Annotated in this window: 21 protein-coding genes; 10 read left to right on the top strand and 11 right to left on the bottom strand. The window is 70.9% G+C overall.

Annotation, left to right across the window (positions count from 1 at the left end; translation table 11 throughout):
• Positions 1-14: 14 nt before the first annotated feature.
• A complete protein-coding gene (locus ABZT04_RS28415; RefSeq protein ID WP_356059827.1) occupies positions 15-680 on the bottom strand; it encodes a hypothetical protein in 666 nt (221 codons plus the stop codon).
• A gap of 119 nt (positions 681-799) precedes the next feature.
• On the opposite strand from ABZT04_RS28415, the gene ABZT04_RS28410 reads away from it, so the two are divergent.
• Together ABZT04_RS28410 and ABZT04_RS28405 are read left to right on the top strand one after the other, a co-directional pair.
• On the top strand, positions 800-2,776 hold the full coding sequence (locus ABZT04_RS28410; protein WP_356059826.1) for an O-antigen ligase family protein: 1,977 nt from the start codon (positions 800-802) through the stop codon (positions 2,774-2,776).
• Positions 2,773-3,690, top strand: coding sequence for a glycosyltransferase family 2 protein (locus tag ABZT04_RS28405; protein ID WP_356059825.1), 918 nt, complete (start codon positions 2,773-2,775; stop codon positions 3,688-3,690). The genes ABZT04_RS28410 and ABZT04_RS28405 overlap by 4 nt, the downstream gene beginning before the upstream one ends.
• Here the strand turns inward: ABZT04_RS28405 and ABZT04_RS28400 are convergent.
• The 9 genes from ABZT04_RS28400 to ABZT04_RS28360 form a co-directional block, all read right to left on the bottom strand.
• Complete coding sequence (locus ABZT04_RS28400) at positions 3,669-4,457, bottom strand: glycosyltransferase family A protein (protein ID WP_356059824.1); 789 nt, start codon at positions 4,455-4,457, stop codon at positions 3,669-3,671. The genes ABZT04_RS28405 and ABZT04_RS28400 overlap by 22 nt on opposite strands.
• A gap of 11 nt (positions 4,458-4,468) precedes the next feature.
• Positions 4,469-5,413 carry a hypothetical protein gene (locus tag ABZT04_RS28395; RefSeq protein WP_356059823.1) on the bottom strand — a complete coding sequence of 315 codons (945 nt, stop codon included), beginning with the start codon at positions 5,411-5,413 and terminating at the stop codon, positions 4,469-4,471.
• Entirely contained in the window at positions 5,410-6,918 is a 1,509-nt protein-coding gene (locus tag ABZT04_RS28390; protein ID WP_356059822.1) for an oligosaccharide flippase family protein, read from the bottom strand. The genes ABZT04_RS28395 and ABZT04_RS28390 overlap by 4 nt, the downstream gene beginning before the upstream one ends.
• Positions 6,881-7,726, bottom strand: coding sequence for a Wzz/FepE/Etk N-terminal domain-containing protein (locus ABZT04_RS28385; protein WP_356059821.1), 846 nt, complete (start codon positions 7,724-7,726; stop codon positions 6,881-6,883). Before ABZT04_RS28385 ends, ABZT04_RS28390 begins: the two co-directional genes overlap by 38 nt.
• A gap of 48 nt (positions 7,727-7,774) precedes the next feature.
• Positions 7,775-8,908, bottom strand: a complete 1,134-nt coding sequence (gene wecB, locus ABZT04_RS28380) for a UDP-N-acetylglucosamine 2-epimerase (non-hydrolyzing) (RefSeq protein WP_356059820.1) — start codon at positions 8,906-8,908, stop codon at positions 7,775-7,777.
• Between the two features lie 3 nt (positions 8,909-8,911).
• Entirely contained in the window at positions 8,912-10,171 is a 1,260-nt protein-coding gene (locus ABZT04_RS28375; RefSeq protein WP_356059819.1) for a nucleotide sugar dehydrogenase, read from the bottom strand.
• A complete protein-coding gene (locus ABZT04_RS28370) occupies positions 10,171-10,941 on the bottom strand; it encodes a WecB/TagA/CpsF family glycosyltransferase (RefSeq protein ID WP_356059818.1) in 771 nt (256 codons plus the stop codon). The genes ABZT04_RS28375 and ABZT04_RS28370 overlap by 1 nt, the downstream gene beginning before the upstream one ends.
• Positions 10,938-12,104 carry a hypothetical protein gene (locus ABZT04_RS28365; protein ID WP_356059817.1) on the bottom strand — a complete coding sequence of 389 codons (1,167 nt, stop codon included), beginning with the start codon at positions 12,102-12,104 and terminating at the stop codon, positions 10,938-10,940. The genes ABZT04_RS28370 and ABZT04_RS28365 overlap by 4 nt, the downstream gene beginning before the upstream one ends.
• Positions 12,105-12,371: 267 nt before the next feature.
• On the bottom strand, positions 12,372-12,971 hold the full coding sequence (locus tag ABZT04_RS28360) for an acyltransferase (RefSeq protein ID WP_356059816.1): 600 nt from the start codon (positions 12,969-12,971) through the stop codon (positions 12,372-12,374).
• A 346-nt stretch (positions 12,972-13,317) separates the two neighbouring features.
• On the opposite strand from ABZT04_RS28360, the gene ABZT04_RS28355 reads away from it, so the two are divergent.
• From ABZT04_RS28355 to ABZT04_RS28345, 3 genes are all read left to right on the top strand, one after another.
• Positions 13,318-15,612, top strand: coding sequence for a penicillin acylase family protein (locus tag ABZT04_RS28355; protein ID WP_356059815.1), 2,295 nt, complete (start codon positions 13,318-13,320; stop codon positions 15,610-15,612).
• A gap of 137 nt (positions 15,613-15,749) precedes the next feature.
• Positions 15,750-16,640, top strand: a complete 891-nt coding sequence (locus ABZT04_RS28350; protein WP_356059814.1) for a glycoside hydrolase family 19 protein — start codon at positions 15,750-15,752, stop codon at positions 16,638-16,640.
• 84 nt (positions 16,641-16,724) lie between these two features.
• The gene (locus ABZT04_RS28345) at positions 16,725-17,648 is read left to right on the top strand and encodes a trypsin-like peptidase domain-containing protein (RefSeq protein WP_356059813.1); all 924 of its coding nucleotides are present in this window, start codon (positions 16,725-16,727) and stop codon (positions 17,646-17,648) included.
• 21 nt (positions 17,649-17,669) lie between these two features.
• Here the strand turns inward: ABZT04_RS28345 and ABZT04_RS28340 are convergent, their stop codons facing one another.
• A complete protein-coding gene (locus tag ABZT04_RS28340; protein ID WP_356059812.1) occupies positions 17,670-18,824 on the bottom strand; it encodes a Gfo/Idh/MocA family oxidoreductase in 1,155 nt (384 codons plus the stop codon).
• A gap of 120 nt (positions 18,825-18,944) precedes the next feature.
• Between ABZT04_RS28340 and ABZT04_RS28335 the strand changes: the two genes are divergently transcribed.
• From ABZT04_RS28335 to ABZT04_RS28315, 5 genes are all read left to right on the top strand, one after another.
• A complete protein-coding gene (locus ABZT04_RS28335) occupies positions 18,945-19,958 on the top strand; it encodes a LacI family DNA-binding transcriptional regulator (RefSeq protein ID WP_356059811.1) in 1,014 nt (337 codons plus the stop codon).
• A 217-nt stretch (positions 19,959-20,175) separates the two neighbouring features.
• The gene (locus ABZT04_RS28330; protein ID WP_356059810.1) at positions 20,176-21,144 is read left to right on the top strand and encodes a sigma-70 family RNA polymerase sigma factor; all 969 of its coding nucleotides are present in this window, start codon (positions 20,176-20,178) and stop codon (positions 21,142-21,144) included.
• An 85-nt stretch (positions 21,145-21,229) separates the two neighbouring features.
• Positions 21,230-22,123 (top strand): alpha/beta hydrolase, encoded by an 894-nt coding sequence (locus tag ABZT04_RS28325; RefSeq protein ID WP_356059809.1) that lies wholly within the window; start codon positions 21,230-21,232, stop codon positions 22,121-22,123.
• 83 nt (positions 22,124-22,206) lie between these two features.
• Positions 22,207-22,896: an alpha/beta hydrolase gene (locus ABZT04_RS28320; RefSeq protein WP_356059808.1), complete on the top strand. Its 690-nt coding sequence runs from the start codon at positions 22,207-22,209 to the stop codon at positions 22,894-22,896.
• 128 nt (positions 22,897-23,024) lie between these two features.
• Positions 23,025-23,876: a GNAT family N-acetyltransferase gene (locus ABZT04_RS28315; protein WP_356059807.1), complete on the top strand. Its 852-nt coding sequence runs from the start codon at positions 23,025-23,027 to the stop codon at positions 23,874-23,876.
• The last annotated feature ends 28 nt before the right edge of the window (positions 23,877-23,904 follow it).

Below are 23,904 nucleotides of genomic sequence, written 5' to 3'. Positions count from 1 at the left end.
ACCGTCAGTTCAGCTCAGAGGGCCGCCGGGACCGGACCGGCGGTGCGCCGGTGGTCCACGGCGGCCCTCCGGTGACGGCCCATCAGGAACCGGTCGAGCCACAGCGCCCCGACGACCCCGCCGGCCGCGCCCAGCAGGGCGACCCCGGCCAGGCCCCGGCTCTTGTTGCCCTGCACCATGGCGGCGCTCGGGGAGACCAGCACGGAGGCGGTGATCCGCCCTGCCGCGGGGACCTTCTGCGCCGTCTGCAACTCCTCGACGTGCCGGGTGTAGACGCCGATGATCCGGCGCACCGCGGTGGTGGCGGCGCCGGGATCCGACGCCTGCGACTGCACCTGCAAGGAGGGGATCAGATAGCGCGGGGTCGCGCTGGTGCCGCTGTTGCGGGGGACGAGATGGTAGGTCCCGTGGACGCCCGCCGCGCTCAACTCCTCGGCCCCGGCCGGGGATTGGAGCTGCTGGATGACGCCGTAGGAGACCACGGCGAGCGGCGGCTGGAGATTGGTGAGCTGGTTGGGCTGGTTCTGTGTCACCGGCGGCTTGAGGACGACCACCGCGGAGCCGACGTACTGCGGGGCCGGGCGCACCACCTGGTACGCGCCGACGGCCGTCAGCAGCAGCGCCACCACCAGCACGTACCAGCGGCGGAGCAGCGCGTCGGCGACGTTCCCGGGCGACATGTGAGTTCCTTCCGTCGCCCCCGATACTGGCAGGACGTGCGGCGGGATGCCACCGAATGGGGGGATGGTTCGTGAGCCTTGGTGAGATATGGGCCATTCTGCGCCGACGTTGGTACTTCATGGTGCCCATCACCGTGCTCAGCCTGCTCGCCGGCGGCTATCTCTACGCGACCGTCCCCGTCTCCTACCAGTCGCAGAGTTCCGTCGCGCTGCTGGACTCCTCCGCCGTGGCCCGCCTCGCGCCCACCTTCGGCAACCCCATCTCGAACGCGGGCGGTTCGCTGATCGTCACGGCCGACGTACTGATCAGAACCCTCGAATCGGACGACGCGGCGAAGGAGTTGCGCGGCCGGGGCGTCACGGATCCGTACACGGCCGGCTTCGCGCCGGCCAGCGACAGCCCGCTGCTCGTGCTGAGCGTCACCGGAACCGACCGCGAGAAGGTCCTCAAGGAGACCAGCACCCTCACCACCTTCGCCGGCGAGCAGTTGAACGCGCTCCAGGTCGCCGCCAAGGTCCCGGCCCCGTACACCGTGCAGACGGCCCCGGTGGTCCTGCCGCAGACCCCGGTGGCGAAGTCGAAGAGCCGCTACCAGGACATCGCGGCCGTGGTCATCCTCGGCGTCGTCAGCGCGTTCCTGCTGTCGATCCTGATGGAGGGCGTCGCGGTGGTCCGCCGCCGGCGCCGGCTGGTGAAGACCGTCGCGCGACGACCCCGTGAGAACGGCGATCCCGACCGGGTGCGGACGGGAGCCGTGCACCGACGGGTCGACGCGACCGCGATCCTCACCGTCTATCTGGTGCTCGCCTTCTTCATCCCCTCGAACCTCGCCCTGCCCGCGCTCGGTGGCGTCGGCACCCCGGCCAACGTCTTCGCCCTGCTCGGCCTGCTGTGGTACCTCGCGACCTGGCTCGGCGGCCGGGTCCTGCCCGCACCGGGCACCAGGCTCGCGAGGGTCGCGATGTGCGTCCTCGGCACGGCCGTCCTGGCGGCCTACGTCGCCGACGCCATGCGCGAGAGCTCGCACGAGGAGATCCTCGGGGCCGACCGCGGACTCATCGGGTTCCTGGTCTGGGTGTCGCTGGTCGTGCTGACCTCGGCCGGCATACAGGACCGCGCCCGACTCGACGTGCTGATGCGCCGTGTGGTCGTGCTCGGCTCCGTGGTCGCCGCGATCGGCTTCTACGACTTCTTCGCGGCCACCAACATCGCCGACTCCATCCACATCCCCGGCCTCCAGACCAGCGTGGCCCAGGTGACCGTCATGGACCGCGGCTCCTTCACCAGGCCGCGCTCCACCACCGCCCAACCCCTGGAGTTCGGCGGCATGCTGGCGATCCTGCTGCCCTTCGCGATCCAGCAGGCCCTCGATCCGATCCGCGCCCACCGCCACGCGCTGCGCCGCTGGGGGCCGGTCCTGCTCATGGCCGGCGCGCTGCCCCTGACGGTGTCGCGCACCTCGATCATCGGCATCCTGCTGGTCGCCCTGGTGATGGTGCCGCGCTGGAAGCCGGCCCGGCGCTGGAGTGCGATCGGCGTGATGACCGCCTCCGTGGCCGTCTTCAAGGTGCTGATCCCCGGGCTGATCGGCACGATCACCGGCCTGTTCGCGTCGTTCCTGTCCAACTCCGACAGCAGCACCCAGGCCCGTACCGTCAAGTACAGCGCGATCGTGCCCTATCTCAAGGAACACCCGCTGTTCGGGCGGGGGTTCGGCACCTTCACGCCCGACCTGTACTTCTTCACCGACAACCAGTACATGCTGACGGCGGCCGAGATGGGCGTCCTCGGGCTCATCGCCCTGTTCACCCTTTTCATCACCGGCATCCACCAGGGCGGCGGCATCCGGCGGCTGGCCCGCACCGAGTCCGACCGCGAACTGGGCCAGGCCTTCTTCGCCTCCTCGCTGGTCGCCCTGGTCATCAGCGCCACCTTCGACTCGCTCAGCTTCCCCATGTTCGCCGGCATGTTCTTCCTGATGCTGGGGGCGGGGGGCAGCTATCTGGGCCTGCTCCGGCGCGCGGCGACCGCCGTCGACCCGGCCCCCGCCGACACCGCCGACGTCCCCCTGCCCGAACTCGTGGAGTCCCGTTGAGCCCCGTCGCCGTCATAGCCGTCACCTGGAACAGCGCCTCGGTGCTGCCCGGTTTCCTCGCCGCCCTCCCGGACGGCATGGCCGGCCTCGACTGGCGGCTCGTCGTCGCCGACAACGAGTCGGCCGACGACACGGTCGAGGTGCTGCGCGCACTGGCCCCGGACGCCACCGTCGTCCGGACCGGGCGCAACGCCGGATACGCGGCCGGGGTCAACGCGGCGCTCACCGCCGTCGACCCACACGACACGGTGCTCATCTGCAACCCCGACATCCGCATGCGGCAGGGCTGCGCCAAACGCCTTGTCGACCGGCTGGGCGAGGACGTGGGAATCGCCGTACCGCTCCTCTACGACGAGGGCCGGAACGTGCCCCACTTCTCGCTACGGCGTGAGTCGACCGTGCTCCGGGCGCTGGGGGAGGCCACCATCGGCAACCGGCGGGCCGGACGCTTCCCTCGCCTGAGCGAACTCGTCACCGACCCCGCCGCCTACGAGCGGCCCACCCGCGCGGACTGGGCGACCGGCGCGCTCATGGCCATATCGGCGAACTGCCGTGCCGCCACCGGTCCTTGGGACGAGTCCTTCTTTCTCTACTCGGAGGAGACCGAATACTGCCTGCGGGCAAGGGACTTGGGCTACGCCACTCAGTTGGAGCCGTCCGCCGAGGCCGTCCACCTCGGCGGGGACTCCCAGATGTCGCCCCATCTGTGGACCCTGCTCACCCTCAACCGGGTCCGCCTGTACGGGCGTCGGCACGGCCGCGTCGCCACCCTCTGCTTCCGGGGTGCCGTGTTCCTGCGCGAGGCGTCACGCGCCGCCCTCGGCCGCAAGGTCAGCCGCGCTGCGGCGACCGCCCTGCTGACACCGGGCGCCCTGCGTGCGACTCCTGGCCCTCACTCGAACCAAGAGGTGTAGAAACTCCCGGGGTTCATCAGATACCGCACGGTGGCATACGGCACATGGCGCACGCTGTGCTTGCGGCTGTACCGGTACACGAGTTCCCAGTCCTCCCGGGGCATCACCTCCGGCGTCCGCCGCAGCCGGCTGAAGTGCAGCGCGTTGTTCCGCCGGGCGACGAACGCGTTGGTGTCGAGGAAAGACTCCCGGGCGGCGAGGTGGCGGTCGAACGGCACGGACAGGATGTCCCGTTGGGTCCCGTCCGGCAACACACGACGCAGTGCCGTGTAGATGCCGTCGGGACCGTCGGGGGACTCCAGGACCTCCAACGCCCGTTCCAGATGGTCGGGTTCCCACAGATTGTCGTCGTCCAGGAAGGCCACGTACCGCGAGCGGGTGAGGCGGATGCCCACATTGCGCACCACGCCTGCCACACCGGTGTTGCGGCTCAGCGAAACGGCGAACAGTCTTGGATCATCCGGGAGTTCGGGGAGGCCCGCGCCGTCGTCGACGACGATGACGACCTGGTCGCGGACCGTCTGGGCGAGCGCCGAGCGGACGGCGGCCCGTACCTCGTCCGGGCGGCGGTGGGTGGCGACGACCGTGGCGACCAGGGCCTCGGGAACGGAGGTCGTGGCCGCGAGCCGGCGGGACTCGGCGGATTCCAGGCGGCGGAGCCGTAGTGCGGAGGGGGCGAGGAGGACCTTGTTGCGCAGTTCGAAGAGGACCAGCCAGCCGAAGGCGCGCTTGAGGAGTTCCCAGGGGGCGCGGGCGATGCGTCGCATGATCCTCTTCCTCAGCCGGCCGGTTCGGGGGTGATCGCGGTGCCGTCGGAGAACCGGTTGCCGCGCCAGACGTTGCCCTTGCCACCGGTGTTCCAGGCGGCGACGGCTCCGTAGGCGCCGCTGAAGCGGTGGTAGCGGCGGGAGAAGACGTTGTTGGTGACCTTGATCCCGGTGGCGCCCTTGCCGCCGCCGTAGAGGGCGTACGCGCCACCCGCCAACAGGTTGTCGTCGACGACCGTGTTGGTGACCGGCCCGGTGTCGGCGAACAGGCCGACGGCCGCGGAGGCTCCCCGGTTCACGGCGACGGGGTTGAGCAGGGTGTTGTGCCGGACGATCAGCTCGCCCTTGTTGCTGCCGCCGCTGATCACCGCGTCGGTGTGCTGCCACTCGCCGCCCGCGTTGCGGAAGGGGACGAGGTCGTGGACGTAGTTGTCGTGGAGGTTGCCCCGGCCCATGGAGAGGGCGTTGCCGAAGACGGAGATGTCGCTCCAGCCGACCTCGACGGAGCTGGTGCTCATGTTGGAGACGGCGTAGTCCTCGCCGCCGTTGTCCGGGCCCTTGCCGGGGACCGCGGTGACGGTGCTGTGCAGGACGCGGAGTCCGCGGTGGCCGGGGCGCAGGTTGACCCCCCACCAGTTGGTGGAGGTGATCCTGCTGTCGACGATGGTGACGTCGTCCGCGTAGATGTCGAGGGAGCCGGTGATGTCCCAGCCCTTGATGACCGTGCCGTCGGTCTTGATGCTGAGGTTCCCGGTGGAGTGCGGGGTCAGTCCGGTCCGGGGTCCGGTGCTGTGGGCGTCGGGGAACCCCGCCTCACCGGGTGCCGCCGACTCCGTGCGGGCCGTGCTGCCGCCGCCCGAAGTGGCCGTAGGCCCGGGGGACTTGGCGGAACTCCCGGAGCAGGCGGTGGCCAGCGCGAGCAGCGGAACGGCGAGCAGGAGGCGGAGCCTCGTCATACGGCCTCCGCCGTACGGGGGCCGAGCAGCAGGCGGCGGCTGGGCAGGACGCACACCACGTAGCAGGCCAGCGCGGCCGTGCCGATGACGAACAGGGCGAGGACGCCGTCGCCGAGGAGATGCTTCGCGGCGAGGATCACCAGCCCCATCACGGCTCCCCCGAACAGCGGCCAGGCGCAGGCCCGGGCGATGGGGGACAGGCCGATCCCGGCCCGGCCGAGGGCGTACAGGAAGACGGGGACGACGAGGCCGACGGCGACCAGGACATGGGCCTGGGAGACCCCGACGATGCCGTGCAGCCGGGCGCCCACGATCAGCACGGGGACGAGCGCCACCAGCCACAGGCCCTGGACGAGGATGAGGGAGCGGCGCTGTCCGGCGGCCACGAGACAGTCGTAGGCGAGTTCGCAGCCGATGCGGACCAGGCCGAGGGCCATCAGCCAGGGGAGGGCCTTCGCGGCGGGCAACCACTGCTCGCCGTAGACGAGTTGGACGACCGGGCCGGCGAGGCCGGCGAGCAGGACGCACAGGGGGACGGTGCCGGTGACCAGGACGCCGAGGGCGCGGCTGAAGCCCTGGGCGAGGGCCTGCGGGGAGTCGGCGAGGCGGGAGAAGCCGGCGAAGGAGACCCGGCGCGCGGCCTCGGAGATGATGCGGACCGGCCAGCCCGACATGTTGAACGCCAGGACGTAGAAACCGAGCCAGACCTGACCGAGGGTCGAGCCGACGACCATGGTGTCCACGTTGACGACGGCGAGGGCGAGCAGGCTCGCGCCGGCCAGCGGGAGCCCGAACTTCAGCAGTGCGCGGGCCTGTTCGCGGTCCCAGCCGAAGCGCAGGGTGCCGGGGGCGGCCAGCGCGCAGCCGACGAGGGCGGCGATGTTGCCCGCGACCGCGCCCCACGCGAAGCTCATCGCGCCCCAGCCGGCGAAGGCCAGCACCAGGGTCACGGTGGTGGAGAGGACGAAGTTCAGCGCGTCGATGACCATCCGCCTGCCCTGGGCGAACTCCCGGGTGAGGAAGCCCGCGGGCACCTGGGCGATGCCGTCGATCACCAGGCACAGGCACATCACGCGCAGGACGCCGGACGCCCCGGGGGAGTCGAGCAGTCCGGCCACCGTCGGCGCCGATACGAAGATCGCCGCGTACAGCAGGCCGCTGGACAGGGTGCCCAGGGTCAGTACGGTCGGCGCGAAGCGGCGGGGGTCGCCGTCCCAGCGGACGATGGCCAGGCCGACGCCGAGTTCGTTGGCGGAGAGCAGGACCAGCAGCACCGTCTGGGCGATGCCGTAGACACCCCATTCCGCGGGGCCGAGTGCGAAGCGGGCCAGCAGGATGCCGGTGGCGAAGTTGCCGAGGCGCATGACCACGGTGTTGATCAGGCTCCAGCGGGCCGCCGAACGGACCTTGCGGCCGAAGGCCTCCGGAGCGGGAGCCGGGGTGACGCTCGCTTCGGCGGGGGTTTCGTCAGCGGTCCCGCTGTCCGGTGTGCGAACGCTGTCCATGAGTCGACTCCTCGTCGAGCGGCTCGGCGGCGGGTGCCACGGTCATGACGGATCGGCCGGTACGGGACTCCGTCGCGGACCTGTTCTCCGCGGACCGGGACCAGGCGGGCGGCGTCCGCAGCGCCATCGTCTGGTCCACCGGCGGTTCCACTGGCGCTGGTTCGGGGGTGGCGAGCGGCGGCGCGGGCTCCGGCGTCGGCAGCGGTGTGCGGGAGCGGCGGCGCGCCTCCGCGTAGAAGACGGCGACCAGGCTCAGCACCAGGCCCAACACCCCGGCCATGACCAGGTATTCGAGCCGGGTCTTGGTCTGCGCCACCGGGGTCTGCGGGGGCACGATGGTCGCCATCTGGATCCTGGCCGGCGCGGCCACGGACTGCTGTTCCTGGAACTGCAGCAGCCGTTCCTTGGCGTACGCGCTCAGGATGCGGTCCGAGGCAAGGACGGCGGCCTTGTCGGTGCCCGTGACGGTGAGCCAGACCAGCGGACCCTGCGCGTTGTCGGCGAGCTTGGCCTCGAACGTGCCGGTGGCGCCACGGGACTTGAGGTCCCTGATGGAGCCGTCGGAGTTGAGGTTGCGGGCCAGGCTGTCGGCCATGCCGGTGAGCGAGGTCTGGGTGCTGAGGAACGGGTTGCCGTCGTAGGCCTCGGTGGCCTTCTTCGAGTTCAGCAGCACCACGGTGCTCTGCGACTGATAGGTGACCGGGACCACCATCTGCACGGCGACCATCAGGCCGGCGGTCAGCAGCAGTCCGGGCAGCAGGACGTACCAGCGCCTGCGCATCACCCGGAAGATCTCAGCGAGATCCATGGTCCCCCCTAGCGACCTGGTGTTCGACGAGCATATGTGGCAAGCGGATCATATGGGGAACGTCGGATCGGCTGGGGCCGGCTGGTCGGTCGGTCTGGGCCGGGTGCGTGCGGTGCCCCCCTCCAGCAGCACATCGGCGATGCGGTCGCTCGCGCGGCCGTCCCACAGGTCCGGGCGGCGCGGCGCGGGCGGGGCGTCCAGCACCCGGTTCACGGTGGCCACGATGCGGGCCGGATCACGGCCGGCCAGCACATTGGTGCCCTGCTCGACGGTGATGGGCCGCTCGGTGTTGTCCCGCAGGGTCACGCACGGCACGCCGAGTGCGGTGGTCTCCTCCTGCACACCGCCGGAGTCGGTCAGCACCAGGCGGGCCGAGCCCTGGAGGGCGATGAAGTCCAGGTATCCGGCGGGCGGTACGAGCTTGATGCCCCCGGGGACGCCGATCTCCGCCAGCCGCTCGGAGGCGCGCGGATGCACCGGCAGCACGAGCGGACAGCGGCCGGCGATCTCGCCCAGCGCCTTCAGGAGCCCGGTGAGGACTTCCGGGTCGTCCACGTTGGCGGGCCGGTGCAGGGTGACCAGGCCGAACTCGCCCTTGGTGAGCCCGTATCGATCGAGGATGTCCGAGGTCCTGGACCGTTCCAGGTTGGCCAGCAGCGTGTCGATCATGACGTTGCCGACGAGGTGGATCTGGTCGTCCCGGTACCCCTCGGCGCGCAGGTTCTCGACGGCGTCGGGGGAGGGGGCCAGCAGATAGTCGCTGACACGGTCGGTGGCGACCCGGTTGACCTCCTCCGGCATGCTCCAGTCGCGGCTGCGCAGACCGGACTCGACATGGGCCAGCAGCGGTCCCGCCTTGGCGGTGACCAGGGCGCAGGCCAGGGTGGAGTTGATGTCGCCGACCACGACGACGATGTCCGGGGACACCTCGGACAGGAGCGGTTCGAACGCGGTCATCACGCGTCCGGTCTGCTCGGCGTGCGAGCCGGAGCCGACCCCGAGGAAGCGGTCGGGCGGCCGGATGCCGAGGTCGGCGAAGAACACGTCGTTCATCGCCGGGTCGTAGTGCTGGCCGGTGTGGACGAGGATCACCTCGGCGCCCCGGCGTTCCAGGGCGTCCATCACCGGTTTGATCTTCATGTAGTTGGGGCGTGCCCCCGCTACGCAGACGATGCGCGGCATGGTTCAGAGCACCTCGATCGTGGGTCCGGACGCCAGCCGCCGGCGGCAGTCGAGGACGAAGGGGGCGTGTTCGGCGACGAGTTCGTAGTCGAAGGCGTCGTGGTCGGTGAGCAGGACCACCACGTCGGCGGCGGCCAGCTCCTCCGGTCCCGGTTCGACCCGGATCAACCGGGCGTCCACCGGCAGGCTTTCGACCACATGCGGGTCGGCGGCCCTGACCTGGGCCCCCATGTCGAGGAGAAGTTGGGAGATGCGCAGCGCGGGCGACTCGCGGGCGTCGCTGGTGTTCTTCTTGTAGGCCAGGCCGAGCAGCAGGATGCGCGAGCCGTTCACCGACCGGCGTCTCTCGTTGAACAGGTCGGTGATACGGCGGGTCACATACTCCGGCATGTGGTTGTTGATGTCGTTGGCCAGCTCCACGAAGCGGAAACTCTGGCCGAGTTCGCGCTGCACCCGCCAGGACAGATACGAGGGGTCGATCGGCAGGCAGTGGCCGCCGACGCCCGGTCCCGGGGTGAACTTCATGAAGCCGAACGGCTTGGAGGAGGCCGCGTCGATGGCCTGCCAGACGTCGATGTCCAGGTGGTGGGCGAACATCGCGATCTCGTTGACCAGAGCGATGTTCACATGCCGGAAGGTGTTCTCCAGAAGTTTGGCCAGCTCGGCCTCCTTCGGCGAGTTCACCGGCACGGTGGTGTCGACGAGTTGGCCGTAGAAGTCCTGAACCGCCTTCAGGGAGGCCTCGTTGACGCCCGACACCACCTTCGGGGTCTCCTTGAAACCCCAGACGGCGTTGCCCGGGTCGATCCGCTCCGGGCTGTAGCCGAGGTGGAAGTCCTTGCCCGCGGCGAGACCCGAACCCTCCTCCAGGATCGGCGCGAACAGCTCCTGGGTGGTGCCCGGATAGGTCGTCGACTCCAGGACGACGGTGGCCCCGGGGCGCAGATAGCGGGCCAGCGCGACCGCCGACTCCTTGATGTAGCGGAGATCGGGGGTGCCCTCGTGCAGCGGGGTCGGGACCGTGACCACGGCGATGTCGAAACCGCCGCAGTCCCGGGCCGACTCACTCGGGCGGTAACTGCCGTTGTCCAGCGCCGTACGGATCCGCTCGGAGGAGACGTCCTCGACGAAGGACTCACCCGCGGCCAGGCTCTTGATCCGCCGGGCGTCGACGTCGTAGCCGATCACCTCGTGTCCGACCTCGGCGGCGCGGATCGCCAGCGGCAGGCCGACATATCCCTGTCCAACCACGACGACACGCATCAGCGGCTCCTGTTCGCGGGCGCGGCCTGCGGGGTGAGCCGGAACAGCTCGCGGGCCGTCATGAGAAGGAAGGCGATGTTGGTGGTGAGATAGCGCCGGCCGAGGCGACGCGGTTCCTGGAGCGCGCGGTAGAGCCACTCGACCCCCCAGCGCTGCCACAGCTTCGGGGCCCGCTTGGTGACGCCGGCCAGGATGTCGAAGGAGCCGCCGACGCCGTGCACCACACGGGCGCCGGTGCGGGCGCCGTGGGCGGCGGTGAAGATCTCCTTCTTCGGCGAGGTCATGCCGAGGAACAGCATCTGGGCGCCGCTGCGCGCGATGCCGTCCGCGATGGTCTCCTGCTCGGAGTCGTCGAAGTAGCCGTTGCGGCTGCCCGCCACCTTGAGGCCCGGGAAGCGGTCGGCGACGCGGAGCAGCATCCGCTCCAGCACCTCCTCCTTGGCGCCGAGGAAGTAGACGGGGATGCCCGTCGACTCCGCCTCGGCGAGCAGGCGCAGGAACAGGTCGATACCGGCGACGCGTTCGGGCAGCGGGGCGCGCAGGATACGGCCGGCCCACACCACGGCCTGGCCGTCGGCGAGGACGAGATCACAGCCGGCCACCGCTTCGGCGAGGCGGGGGTCGCGCCGCATGTTCACCAGCTTCGCCGCGTTGACCACCCCGATCTCCAACTGCCGCCCGTCCCGCACCGCTTCGAGGCAGCGCTGGACGGTCTCGTCCATGGTCAGCGGATCCAGCTCGACACCGAACAGGGTCTGACGCTCCGTCATATCCGGCCCCCCTGCCAGGCGAAGAGCATCCAGCCGAACTCGTAGGGCCGGCACTCGCGGTCCACGGCCAGCGGCGGGTACACCCGGTCCAGCCACTTCAGCCGGAGGCCGGGGACGGCCCGGGTGCCGATTCCGCGGACGGCGCGTACGGCCTTCTTCGGGTCGCCGCGGTAGACCTTGCGCCAGGTGGCGCCGAGCTCGTCGAGGATCAACGGCTCCTGTTTCTCCGGGTGTTCGGCCAGCTCGGGCACGTCCGTCATCCAACGCAGGCCCTTGCGGATCGACGCACCGAAGTCCGAGCCGCCCGCGTCGGCCAGGTCGAACAGGGCGGTCGGCGCCATCGCGTGCTGGTGCACGCTGTAGACCGGGTAGCCCTCGACGGCGCGGCCGGTGCGCGCGTCGTAGTGCCACCACCACTGCCCGCCGTCGCCCTGGAGTTCACAGATCCGCGCCGCGCACGCCTCGGCCGCGGCCAGCGCCTCCGGATCGCCGTCGCCGCTCGCGTGCGCGCGGGCCAGCGCCTGGAGGGGGTAGGTCTGGTCGGCGAAGCAGCTCACATGGGCGCGGTAACCGGGCACCAGGCCGGGGCCGGTGGCGTGCGGGAACAGCGGGCCGTCCCCGAGCCGGGCCCGGAGCAGCCGGTCGCGGACCGAGCTGAAACGTCTCTCCACATCGACCGTGTCGCGGGCCGCCGCGAGGGCGGACAGCACCCACGCCGCCTCGACGGTGTACTGCGGCCTGCCCTCCTCGTCCAGGGCGTCGACCTGCGCGAGGGCGTCGGAGAGCTTGGGGTGCCCGGTCTCGGCGGCGGCCCAGGCGATGAGCGCCGCGTCACCGAGGTTGCTCACCCCGGGCAGCGACTCGATCAGCAGGCCGGTGAACTCCTCGGCGGTCCGCCCGCCGAGCGCCGCGCGCTGCCGGTCCTCGGGCAGGAAGCGCACCCCCAGCGCGGTGATGGCCGCGTACCGGGTGCTGGTGCCGCGCCGCTCCAGGGTCCAGGAACCGTCGGCCGCCCGGTGCCCGGCCATGGTGAAGGCGAAGGCCTCGCCGCCGGGGAGCAGCATGGCCGGCAGCCCCGACTCGGCGACCGTGAGCAGTCGTTGGGCGAGTGCGAGCAGCGGCGGTTCCTCATGACCGAGTGCCGCCAGACGTGTGTGGGTCATCGTTCGGACACACCAACCCCCCTGTGGGTCCTGTGTTGTGAACAGACTGGTGATCGCCGCGGCGCGAACGGGCGCGCGGCGCAAGGCAGATGTGAGATGTCAGCTTGAGGAGCGGCTTCCGCTCCTGGCTTCAGGCACAGGTGTCCCCCACCCGGTAACCCCCCTGGGCACGACTGGTCTGTGCGCTCATTGTGCCGGGTCTGCACAGATCGCACACATGTTATGCCGGTAGATGTTCGATGAATAGCGTTTTGGGAGCGACGGGCGTCACGTGTGCGCGACGAGTTCGCCGTCCTTCTCGTCGTACAACTCGCCTGTCTCGGGGCACTCCCAGTTGCCCGGTTCGCCCTCACGCTCGACCAGCCGGACGCCGGCGCGGCCGACCCAGCCGATGCGGCGGGCCGGAACCCCGGCCACGAGGGCGAAGTCCGGCACGTCCCGGGTCACCACGGCGCCCGCCGCGACCAGCGCCCACCGGCCGACGCGCACCGGCGCCACACACACCGACCGGGCCCCGAGCGACGCCCCCTCGGCCACCTCCACGGCCACGGCCTGCCAGTCGTCGCCGCGCTTCAACCGGCCCTGCGGGTCCACCGAGCGCGGGAAGTAGTCGTTGGTGAGCACAGCCGCCGGGCCCACGAATACCCCGTCGCCGAGCACCGCGGGCTCGTACACCAGGGCATAGTTCTGGAGCTTCACGTTGTCGCCGATCCGCACCCCCGGGCCGACGTAGGCCCCCCGGCCCACGATGCAGCCGCTGCCCAGGCGGGCGTTCTCCCGGATCTGGGCCAGATCCCAGACCGTCGTCCCCTCGCCGACCGCGGCCGTCTCGTCGACCTGGGCGGTCGGCTGGATTCTGAAGCTCACTGGGCTGAACCCCTCTTCTCGTCGAGCGGATCCGGAACCACCGCTCCGCGCGGCAGCGCCGGGGGCACAGTTGACCACGATCCGGGCGGATCCGCATCGATCACGTCGCCGCCACCGAGGCCTGGCATGGGGCTTTTGGCCATGCGGCGCCGACCACGCCCACAGGCGTACATCCGGAGACTGACATGCGCCTCGGATATCCGCCGCGGGCCCGATGTCGCCCGTCCGCTCACCCTGGAGGGTGTCGGGCATGGATGAACCGAGAGATGTGACGGACCGTCACAATAGATCTCTGACAGGCAAGTTGGCGACCTTCGTGGCCGCTCTCTGTCTCGCCTCGGCCGGCGTGGCCGTGTTACCCGCGACCGCCTCGGCCGCCGAGACCCTGACCGACGGCGGGCACGCGGTGCGGATCAGCCGGACCGAGTACGGCGTCCCGCACATCCTGGCCCGGGACTTCGACGGGCTCGGATACGGATACGGGTACGCGTTCGCGCAGGACAACGTGTGCGAACTCGCCGACCACGTGGTGACCTTGAGAGGTGAGCGGTCCCGGTTCTTCGGGCCCGACGGACAGTCCGGCGAAGGCGAGGTGGCGGGCTCCAACCTCGCGAGCGACACCTACTACGGCGCGCAGTCCCGCGCGGGCACGGTGCGTCAACTGCTCGACCGGAAAGCGCCGTTGGGGCCGACGGCGGAGCTGCGCCGCATGGTCGAGGGATACGCCGCCGGGTACAACCGCTATCTCCGGGACACCGGCGTCGACCACCTGCCGGACGCGCGCTGCAAGGGCAAGCCCTGGGTGCGGCCGATCACCGCGCTCGACCTGTGGAACGTCGTCTACGACGTCAACAGGGTGACCGCGACGGTACCGCTCGCGCCGGACATCGGCTCCGCGACGCCCCCGGCGAGGTCTGCGAACTCCCTTGCCACGCCCGCGACTCCGGCACTCGCCAGCGGGCTCGGCCTCGCCTCCGCCGACGTCGGCAGCAACGGCTGGGCGCTGGGCCGGGACGCCACCCGCACCGGCGACGCCATGGTCCTCGCCAATCCGCACCTGCCCTGGGCCGTGGGCTACTTCCGGTTCTACCAGGTGCAGTTGACGATCCCCGGCACCCTGGACGTGTCCGGCGCAGGCCTCTACGGCACCCCTCTGGTGGAGATCGGCCACAACGCCACCCTCGCCTGGACGCACACCGCGAGCGACGCCCAGCACGCGTCCGTCTACGCCCTGAAACTCGTCCCCGGCGACCCGACCAGCTACCTCCTCGACGGCAAGCCGGTGCGCATGCGACGCCGTACGGTTCCGGTCACCGTCCGGGACGCCAACGGCGCTCTGTCGACCGTCGACCGGACCGTGTACACCTCACGCTTTGGACCGGTCCTGTCCTCCGGCTGGACCACGACCACCGCCTACGCGATCCGTGACGCCAACGCCGACAACCTGCGCTCCATGAACACCTGGCTGGCCATGGGCAAGGCCAGGAACCTCGCCCAACTCCGCGCCGCCCAGAAGGCTTCCCAGGGCATCCCCTGGACGTACACCCTCGCCGCCGACACGAGTGGCGGCACCTACTTCACCGACTCCTCGGCCGTCCCGCACCTCACCGACGTACAACTCGCCCACTGCACCCTCGCGGACGACGACGGACCCACCGCCCTGGACGGTTCCACATCGGCCTGCGCCTGGGGCAGCGACCCCGACGCGGTCGTGCCCGGTGTCTACGGCCCCTCCCACCAGCCGAAGTCGAGCCGCACCGACTACGTGGCCAACTCCAACAACGGTCCTCAGTACGTCAATCCCGAGGCGCCCAGCACCGGCCTCCCCGGCGTCTACGACACCGATCCCCGCCTCGACGAACGCGCCCAGCTCGGACTGAGCATGATCGCCCAACGCCGGGACGGCACCGACGGGTTGGGCGCCCCGGGCTTCACCGAGAGCACCCTCCGAGAGTCGATGCTCGGCAACCGCGTGCTGTCGGCCGAGACGGGCCGCGACGACGTGGTCGCCATGTGCCGCGCCCACCCGAGCCTGACGGCCACCGACGGCCAGGAGGTCGACGTACGACAGGCGTGCGCGACCCTCGCACGCTGGGACGCCCGCGCCGACACCACCAGCCGGGGCATCGTGCTCTGGACCGCGTTCCACCAAGACCTCGTCGACGACGGCCCGCTCGACACCTGGCACCGCGTCCCCTACGACCCCGCCCACCCGCTCACCACACCACGCGGCATCAACGGCGACGACATACATGTCCAACGCGCCCTGGCCGACGCCGTCCAGGACCTCGCGGCCCGCGACCTCCCGGTCGACGTCGAACTCGGCGCCGTCCAGAAGTGGGACAACATCCCGCTGCCCGGCTGCGACGTGGGCTGCTTCGACGTCGTGGACGCGGGTCCCGGCTCGGGCACCGGTACCCCGACGGCCGGAGCCTTCGGCACCAGCTTCCTGATGACCGTCGAACTCACCGCCGACGGCCCGCGCGCCCACACCCTCCTCACCTACGGCGAGTCCGCGAACCCGGCCTCGCCCCACTTCTCGGACCAGACCCGCCTCTTCTCCCGCAAACAGTGGGTCACCGAGCGCTTCACCCAGGCGGAGATCGCCGCCGACCCGGCGCTTACCACAACTGACCTGTAGAGATGCGAGTTGACTGGTCTATACCCTTGACTGGTACAGACCAAGGCGGTTGAGTGGGCCGCGACATCCCCCACCGCGGCCGTACCCCCCACACCGGTGGCGGGGTACGGCCGTGCTCCGCAGAGGAGTTGACCCCTGTGTCGAGACGTCGTATCGCCGCGGTCCTGACCGCGCTCGTCCTCGGAAGCCTCACCCCCGTGGTCCTTCCGGCCGCGGGCGCGTCCGCGGCCTCGTGTTCCAGCTATCCGAACTGGGTGGCCGGCCAGTCGTACGTCACCGGCAACATCGTCCGCTACACCGACGGCAAGGCCTACATCGCCGAGCACGACAACCCGGGCTACGACCCCGTCATCAGCACCTGGTACTGGGAGCCGTACGCCTGTGACGGCGGTTCCACCACGCCCAACGGCACCTTCGTGGTGAGCGAGGCGCAGTTCAACCAGATGTTCCCGAGCCGGAACCCGTTCTACACGTACAGCGGTCTGACCGCCGCGCTCAGCGCCTACCCGGGGTTCGCGAACACCGGCAGCGACACCGTGAAGAAGCAGGAGGCCGCCGCCTTCCTCGCCAACGTCAGCCATGAGACGGGCGGGTTGGTGTACATCGTCGAGCAGAACACCGCCAACTACCCGACGTACTGCGACTGGAGCCAGTCCTACGGCTGCCCGGCAGGTCAGGCCGCCTACTACGGGCGCGGTCCCCTGCAACTGAGCTGGAACTTCAACTACAAGGCCGCGGGCGACGCGTTGGGCATCGATCTGCTGGGCAACCCCTGGCTGGTGCAGAACGACTCGGCCGTGGCCTGGAAGACCGCGCTCTGGTACTGGAACACCCAGAGCGGCCCCGGCTCCATGACCCCGCACAACGCGATGGTCAACAGCGCCGGTTTCGGCCAGACCATCCGCAGTATCAACGGCTCGGTGGAGTGCGACGGCCGCAACCCCGCCCAGGTGCAGAGCCGGGTGGACGCCTACAACCGGTTCACCGCGATCCTCGGGACCAGCCCGGGAGGCAACCTCTACTGCTGACGAAGCAACCCGGATCGGTTGATTCCCCTCTCCTTGGACGCGGACAGCAGGGCCGCGATCAGCACCAGCCGAGGAGACACCCCCATGCACGACAGCATCCCTTCCGTGACCCGGCGCCTGCCGCGCCGGGTCACGGTGCTCGCCGTGGCCGGCACGGCCCTCGCCCTCGTTGTCCCGGTCCAAGCCACGGCCGTGTCCGGCGCGACCCATGCCGCCCGGGCCGCCGACCCGGTGGCCACCATGACGTTCACCGCAGCGGAACGCCGGCAGGCACTCGCCTACTGGACGCCGGCCCGGATCAAGGCCGTAGGAAAGTCCGTGGACCTCGGTCCGACCGGGCCGAAGAGCAAGACGTGGACGGGGCCGCAGTTGAAGACGGTGGGGCGGCTCTTCTTCGTCAACTTCCAGGGCGCCGACACCTGGTGCACCGCCACCGCCGTGACGAGTGCCAACCGTTCCGTCGTGATGACCGCGGCACACTGCGCCCGTCGCTTCGCCTCACCCGACAACACCAGCACGAGGATGGTGTTCGTCCCCGCCTACAGCAAGGGCAAGCAGCCCTACGGAGCCTTCGCGGTCCGCACCGCCCTCGCCCCGCGCACCTTCGCGCAGGAGGGGACGAACGACGTGGCCGCGCTCGTCGTCGACGCCGGCAGGGACGGACGTAAGCTCACCGATGCGGTGGGCGCCACGCCCATCGCCTTCAACCGTCCGGTCGGCGGCACCGTCTCCGCCTTCGGTTACCCCGCCACCCACCCTCAGCTCGGCGAGGAACTCCTGCGCTGCGTCGGTACGGCGAAGAAGGAGATCGGGGAGCAGATGATCCCCTGCGACATGACCGGCGGTTCCAGCGGCGGCCCGTGGCTGGCCGGCTTCGACGCGAGGACCGGCAAGGGCACCCTCGTGTCGGTCAACAGCGGACTGGACAGCCTGCAACCGACCAAGATGTACGGCGAGATCCTGGGCGCCACGGCGAAGACGATGTACCAGCGGGCCGAACGCGGCTGACCCTCCGGCCGGGTGAGCCCCTCACGCCGGGCTCACCCAGGTGCCCGTCTCCGCGGAGCGCACCATGGCGTCCACGACAGCCGCGCCGCGTACGGCGTCCGGGAGGGTGGCGCCGTACGGCTTGCCCTCGGCGACGGACCGCAGGAAGCGGTACGCCTCGATGACCTTGAGGTCGTCGTAGCCCATCGCGTTCGCCGCGCCCGGCTGGAACGCGCCGAACTCGCCGTCGCCCGGGCCGACATACACGGTGGTGACGGGCTGATCCTGGTAGGTCGTGCCGCGGCTGACGGCCAGCTCGTTCATCCGGCGAAAGTCCCAGAACACCGCGCCCTTGGTGCCGTGCACCTCGAAGCCGTAGTTGTTCTGCTCGCCGACCGAGACCCGGCAGGCCTCCAGGACACCCCGGGCGCCGGAGGCGAACCGCAGCAGGCAGTTGACGTAGTCCTCGTTCTCCACCGGGCCCAACTCGCCCCCGGTGGCCAGGGCGTGGCCGGCGGTCGCGCCGGTGGGGCGGGCCCGTTGGGGCAGGAAGATCGCGGTGTCGGCGGCGAGGGAGGCGATCTCGCCGAGCAGGAAGCGGGCCAGGTCGGCGCCGTGCGAGGCCAGGTCGCCCAGGACTCCGTGGCCGCCGCGCTCCAGCTCGTAGCGCCAGGTCAGGGCGCCGTCCGGGTGGGCCGCGTAGTCGCTGAAGAGGCGGACGCGGATGTGGGTGACCGTGCCCAGCTCACCGGAGGCGATCAGTGCGCGGGCGGCCTCGACGGCGGGCGCGTTGCGGTAGTTGAAGCCGACCGCGCCCTGGACGCCCGCCTCGGCGACCGCGTCGGCCACGGCGGAGGCGTCCGCCGTGGACAGGCCCACCGGCTTCTCGATCCAGATGTGCTTGCCGGCCCGCGCCATCGCGACGCCGATCTCGCGGTGCAGGAAGTTCGGCGCGGTGATGCTCACCGCCTGCACGCGCGGGTCGGCGACCACCTCGCGCCAGTCGCGGGTGGTGGCGGCGAAACCGAACTGCTCGGCCGCCTGCTCCGCCCGCCCGGGCACGTCCTCGGCGACCGTCACCAGTCGCGGCCGCAGGGTCAGCTCCGGAAAGTGGTGCGGGACCCTCGCGTACGCCTGGGTGTGCACCCGCCCCATCCACCCGAATCCCACGACGGCAACACCGAGCGAGGTCACCATGACTGCCCTTCTTTGGACCGGTCCATAAGCTGTTTCAGTCACACTGGAACTCATTAGTCCTTATGTCAATACTTTCGGATGTCTTTGACAGCGGCCCGGGGTGCGTGGAACGGTCCAACCATGAGACCAGCGACCATCCGTGATGTCGCCGAACGGGCCGGTGTGTCGAAATCCCTGGTCTCCCTGGTGCTGCGCGGCTCCGAGCAGGTGCGACCCGAGAAACGGCAGGCCGTGCTGGCCGCCGTCGAGGAACTCGGCTACCGGCCCAACGCCGCCGCCCGCAGTCTCAGTGAGCGCCGGACCCGCTCGGTCGGCGTCCTGCTCAACGACCTGCGCAACCCCTGGTTCGTGGAACTCCTCGACGGCCTGGGCTCCCGCCTGCGCGAGAGCGGACTGCACATGCTCCTGGCCGACGGCCGGCTCAACCGACGCCTCGGCGAGGATCTCACCCGCACCTTCACCGAACTGCGCGTCGACGGACTGATCGCCGTCGGCACACTGCCCGCCTCCGACGAACTGCGCGCCGCCGCGACCCGCGTTCCGACCGTCGTCGCCGGCGCGCGCGAGCCGGTGCTGCCGCACGTCGACGTCGTCGCGGGCGACGACGCCCACGGCGCACGGCTGGCCACCGAGCACCTCGTCGACCTCGGCCACCGCCGCATCGCCCACATCGCCGGACAGGGCGTCGCCGGCGCACTGCGCCGCAGCGGCTTCGAGGCGGTCGTGCGCGAACACGGGCTGAGTGACCTCGCCACGGTCGAACAGGGCGACCTGACCGAGGAGGGCGGCTACCGCGCGATGGTCCGGCTGCTCAACGCCCCCGCTCCGCCGACCGCCGTCCTCGCCTTCAACGACATCGCCTGCGTCGGCGCCCTGTCGGCGGCCGAGGAGTCCGGCCTCCAGGTGCCGCGCGACCTCTCCCTCGTCGGCTACGACAACACCTATCTGGCGCGTCTGCGACACCTGTGGCTCACCACGGTCGACAACGCCAGCCACGACATCGGCCGCCGTGCCGCACACCTCCTCCTCGACCGGATGGCACACCCGGGACGCCCGGCCGAGACCGTCCTGTCCGCGCCGACCCTGGAGGTGCGCGGCACCACGGGACCACCGCCCGCGACCGGGACGTCGTAGCGACTCGTCCCGGGTCGGGGTGCCGCTCGGCGCGATTCGCGTGCACAGGGCCAACCATGCTTGCCCGCAACGGTTGTTGGGCTCGGTCCGGGGCGTGTCGACACCGTGCGCGACCCTGTACGGGCGCCCCGCGAGGTGACGCCGCTCAACCCGCCCACTACGGTCGTACGGACGCCGGGAACGCCGGGAACGCCGGGAACGCCGGAAGAAGGACAGCATGAGCAGCCGGAACGCGGGTGAGGTCGCGCGGGTCGAGGACGCGGGGCTGACGCTTGCCGCGCAGGCCGGTGATGTGTCCGCGCTGGGGTTGTTGCTGGAGCGGCATCGGGCGGGGATGCGTGCGGTCGCGGTGAGTGTGCTGGGGCCGGGGCCCGATGTCGACGACGTGGTCCAGGACGCTGCGCTGACCGCGCTCCGGCGGGTGGGAGACGTGCGGGACCCGGAGGCCGTAGGGGCGTGGTTGCGGATGATCGTGCGCAACGCGGCCCGTTCGCTGCTGCGGGGGGCCGCCGAGCATCGGCCGCTCGACGAGGTGCGGGTGCCCGCCGCCGACTCCGGGCCGGAGCGGTGGCTGGAGCATCATGCGATGCGCGACTGGATCTGGGAGGCCATCGAGCAACTGACTCCCACGCTCCGACTGCCGCTGGTGCTGCGGCACTTCAGCGTCGGCGTCACGTCGTACGAGCGGTTGGCGGAGGCCTGCGGGGTCCCGGTCGGTACCGTCCGCAGCCGGCTCAGCCAGGCGCGGGCCAAGCTCGCGCTCGCCCTCGCCGCCACGGCGGACGCCCCGCACGGCGACGCCGGACGCCGTACCCGGGCCAGCCGGATCGAGGCGCGTGAGACCCTGCTCGCCGCCGAGAGCGGACAGTTCGGGAAACTGCTCGCCGAGCGCTGGTCGCCCGAGGCCGCGCTGGTCCGGGGCAACCAACCGGTGGGCGGGCGGGACCTGTTGGTGCGCGGTATGGAGTGCGACCTGGAGGCCGGCGTACGGCAGCATCTCGTGCACGCCGTGGCCGGGCGGTCGCTCGTCGTCTGGGAGATGGACATCACCAACCCCGACGACGACCCCGAGCACTGCCCGCCCGCCGTGGCCTGGCTCATGAGTCTGGACGACGCCGGGCGGGCGCACCGGCTGCGGCTCGTCCACCCCAGTCCACTGCGGGCCGACCGGCTCCTTCTCGTGTGACGGCCATCACGCCGACGCGATCGAACTTCCCTCTCCTGCACGCGTCCTGTCCGTGTCACCACCACAGGCCGGACACGGAGATCCCATGACCAGCAGCATCACCACCTCGACCGACCCGCTCGCCGCCGGAACGCACACCGTCGACATCGACGGAGTCACCCAGCGCTATCACGTCCACGGCACCGGGCCCGTGTGCGTCGCGCACTCCGGCGGACCCGGCATCCACTGGGAGTACCTGCGCATGCCCGCGCTGGAGGAGCACCTCACGGTCGTCTACCCGGAGCCGGTCGGCACCGGCGCCTCCGGCCGTCTGCCCTCCCACCCGCACGGCTATACCCGGGCCCGCTACAGCCGTTTCCTCACGGCACTGATCGAGCACCTCGGCGCCGGCGAGGTGTATCTGCTGGGCCACTCGCACGGCGGTTTCGTCGCCCAGTACCACGCGCTGCACCACCCCGACCGGATCGCCGGCGTGATCCTCTACGACAGCGCTCCGGTGACCGGTCCCGAACACGGGGCCGAGGCCATGCGCCAGGTGCGGGCGTTCGCCGAGCGGCACGCCGACCACCCGGGACTGCCCGAGGTCGTGGAGGCGTTCCAGAACATTCCCACCGTCTCCGACGACGCCGGGATCACCGGTGTGGCACGTGGTTTGTTCCCCGCCTACTTCGCCGATTTCTGGGGCCGGGAGCGGGAGTTCGCCCCCGCGCGCGAGGCCGTGGTGGCCACCTACGTCTCCGGGCTCGACGAGGACCTCATCCCGGACGTCATCGACGACCGCGCCGACCTCGGCTCGCTCAGCGTGCCGGCCCTCGTGCTGGTGGGCCGCCACGACTTCATCTGCGGGGTGCGCTGGGCCGAGGAACTGCACCGGCTCATCCCGGGATCGGAGCTGGTGATCCTGGAGAACAGCGGGCACTTCGGCCACCTGGAGGAGCCGGAGGCCTTCGTCTCGGCCGTGACGGCGTTCGTCGACTAGGTCATTTGGTCGAAGCCCCGGCGGACGGACCGGCCTAGCGTGGACCCGTCCGGAGGGCTTCCGACAGAACAAGGAGCAACGGCATGACTGCCGTCAAGAACATCGTTCTCGTGCATGGTGGATTCGTCGACGGTTCCGGCTGGCAGTCCGTGTACCGCCTGCTCACCCAGGACGGCTTCCACGTCAGCGTCGTACAGAATCCGACCCTGTCCCTCGAAGGCGACGTCGCGGCCACCCACCGTGCCCTCGACGCCCTGGACGGTCCCGCGGTGCTCGTCGGACACTCCTACGGCGGGGCCGTGATCACCGAGGCCGGCCGCCACGACAAGGTGGCCGCGCTCGCCTACATCGCGGCCTTCGCGCCGGACAAGGACGAGTCGGTCGGCACCCTGGTCGCTGACCCGGCGCCCGGCGCGCCCGTGCCGCCGATCCTGCCGCCCCAGGACGGTTTCCTCTTCCTGGACCGGGACAAGTTCGCCGCGTCGTTCGCCGGTGACCTGCCCGCCGAGGACGCAGCGTTCCTGGCCGACGCCCAGGTCCCGTGGGGCCTGGACGCGCTGGGCGGGACGATCACCGAGCCCGCCTGGCTGACCAGGCCGAGCTGGTACCTGGTGGCGAGTGACGACCACATGATCCCGCCGCCGGTCCAGCACCAGATGGCCGAGCGCGCCGGCGCCACCGTGACCGAGGCCGCTGGAAGCCACGCCGTCTACGTCTCCCAGCCGGCGGCGGTGGCGGACCTGATCAAGCAGGCGGCGGCCGGTCGGGCGTGACCTAGGGCCTGTTGCGAAGTCCCTGGTCCGCTCCGCAGATCGCGGCCAACTCCCCGCAGCAGCCCGCCTGTTCCCCCCAGGCGGGCTGTCCGCGTACCTCCGAGAGAACATGAGAGAGAATCAGCTCCATGACGACCGTCGTCCAGCCGTCCGTCGCCGAGCAGTCCGAGGCGGAAGCGCTCCACCGATTCCAGACGGAGGCTCCCGAGTCCGTCCGAACCGCGCTCGGTATGACCGCCACGCGGATCGGCGGCGGTGTGGTGCTGTCCATGCGCGAGGACAGCACCCACTTCTGGAGCAAGGCCCTCGGCTTCGGGGTCACCAGCCCCGTCACCGCCCAACTCGTCGCGGAGGTCCGCGACTTCTACCGGGCCGCGCGCACCCCGCAGGCCACCCTCCAGATCGCGCCCGCCTTCCTGCCCGAGGACTGGGCCGAGATCTGCGCCCGGGAGGGCATCGTCCGCGCGTCGTCCTGGGTCAAACTCGTGTGCCCGACCGACGAGGCCGTGGCCCACGCCGACGCCCTGGAGGTACCGCCCGACGGCATCCGCGTCGCCCCGCTGGAGGCCGAACACGCCCTGGAATGGGGCACGGTGATGATGCGGGCCTTCGGAACGCCGGTGGAGCACTACGCCGAGATGAGCGCCGCCACCGTGACCAGCCCGGGCTGGCACCCCTACGGGGCCTGGCTGGACGGGGAGTTGGTCGGCACCGGCACCCTGCTCGTGCGCGGTGACACAGCGCAGTTCTTCGCCGGCGGTGTACTGCCCCACGCACGGGGACGCGGCGGCCAGACCGCCCTCCTCGCTGCCCGGGCCCGCGCGGCACAGCGGTTCGGGTGCCGGGTGCTGGTCGCGGAGACGGGCGCCGAGACCCCCGACACCCACAACAGCTCCCTCCACAACATGCTCCGCCTCGGCTTCCAGGTGGCCTACGAACGCCCCAACTGGAGTTGGCGGTTCGCCCCCGACGGGAACTGAGCAGTCGGCACCGTCACGTCACGGGGCC

This window comes from Streptomyces sp. NPDC005492 (assembly GCF_040605995.1).
In the GTDB taxonomy this organism is placed as follows: Bacteria; Actinomycetota; Actinomycetes; order Streptomycetales; family Streptomycetaceae; genus Streptomyces.
This window is presented reverse-complemented; position numbering and strand designations above follow the sequence as displayed.

What these genes read in the sequence shown, in the direction of transcription:
- ABZT04_RS28415 (WP_356059827.1), bottom strand. Translation starts at nt 680, where the DNA reads ATGTCGCCCGGGAACGTCGCCGACGCGCTGCTCCGCCGCTGGTACGTG.
- ABZT04_RS28410 (WP_356059826.1), top strand. Translation starts at nt 800, where the DNA reads ATGGTGCCCATCACCGTGCTCAGCCTGCTCGCCGGCGGCTATCTCTAC.
- ABZT04_RS28400 (WP_356059824.1), bottom strand. Translation starts at nt 4,457, where the DNA reads ATGCGACGCATCGCCCGCGCCCCCTGGGAACTCCTCAAGCGCGCCTTC.
- ABZT04_RS28395 (WP_356059823.1), bottom strand. Translation starts at nt 5,413, where the DNA reads ATGACGAGGCTCCGCCTCCTGCTCGCCGTTCCGCTGCTCGCGCTGGCC.
- ABZT04_RS28390 (WP_356059822.1), bottom strand. Translation starts at nt 6,918, where the DNA reads ATGGACAGCGTTCGCACACCGGACAGCGGGACCGCTGACGAAACCCCC.
- ABZT04_RS28385 (WP_356059821.1), bottom strand. Translation starts at nt 7,726, where the DNA reads ATGGATCTCGCTGAGATCTTCCGGGTGATGCGCAGGCGCTGGTACGTC.
- wecB (WP_356059820.1), bottom strand. Translation starts at nt 8,908, where the DNA reads ATGCCGCGCATCGTCTGCGTAGCGGGGGCACGCCCCAACTACATGAAG.
- ABZT04_RS28375 (WP_356059819.1), bottom strand. Translation starts at nt 10,171, where the DNA reads ATGCGTGTCGTCGTGGTTGGACAGGGATATGTCGGCCTGCCGCTGGCG.
- ABZT04_RS28370 (WP_356059818.1), bottom strand. Translation starts at nt 10,941, where the DNA reads ATGACGGAGCGTCAGACCCTGTTCGGTGTCGAGCTGGATCCGCTGACC.
- ABZT04_RS28365 (WP_356059817.1), bottom strand. Translation starts at nt 12,104, where the DNA reads ATGACCCACACACGTCTGGCGGCACTCGGTCATGAGGAACCGCCGCTG.
- ABZT04_RS28345 (WP_356059813.1), top strand. Translation starts at nt 16,725, where the DNA reads ATGCACGACAGCATCCCTTCCGTGACCCGGCGCCTGCCGCGCCGGGTC.
- ABZT04_RS28340 (WP_356059812.1), bottom strand. Translation starts at nt 18,824, where the DNA reads ATGGTGACCTCGCTCGGTGTTGCCGTCGTGGGATTCGGGTGGATGGGG.
- ABZT04_RS28335 (WP_356059811.1), top strand. Translation starts at nt 18,945, where the DNA reads ATGAGACCAGCGACCATCCGTGATGTCGCCGAACGGGCCGGTGTGTCG.
- ABZT04_RS28330 (WP_356059810.1), top strand. Translation starts at nt 20,176, where the DNA reads ATGAGCAGCCGGAACGCGGGTGAGGTCGCGCGGGTCGAGGACGCGGGG.
- ABZT04_RS28325 (WP_356059809.1), top strand. Translation starts at nt 21,230, where the DNA reads ATGACCAGCAGCATCACCACCTCGACCGACCCGCTCGCCGCCGGAACG.
- ABZT04_RS28320 (WP_356059808.1), top strand. Translation starts at nt 22,207, where the DNA reads ATGACTGCCGTCAAGAACATCGTTCTCGTGCATGGTGGATTCGTCGAC.
- ABZT04_RS28315 (WP_356059807.1), top strand. Translation starts at nt 23,025, where the DNA reads ATGACGACCGTCGTCCAGCCGTCCGTCGCCGAGCAGTCCGAGGCGGAA.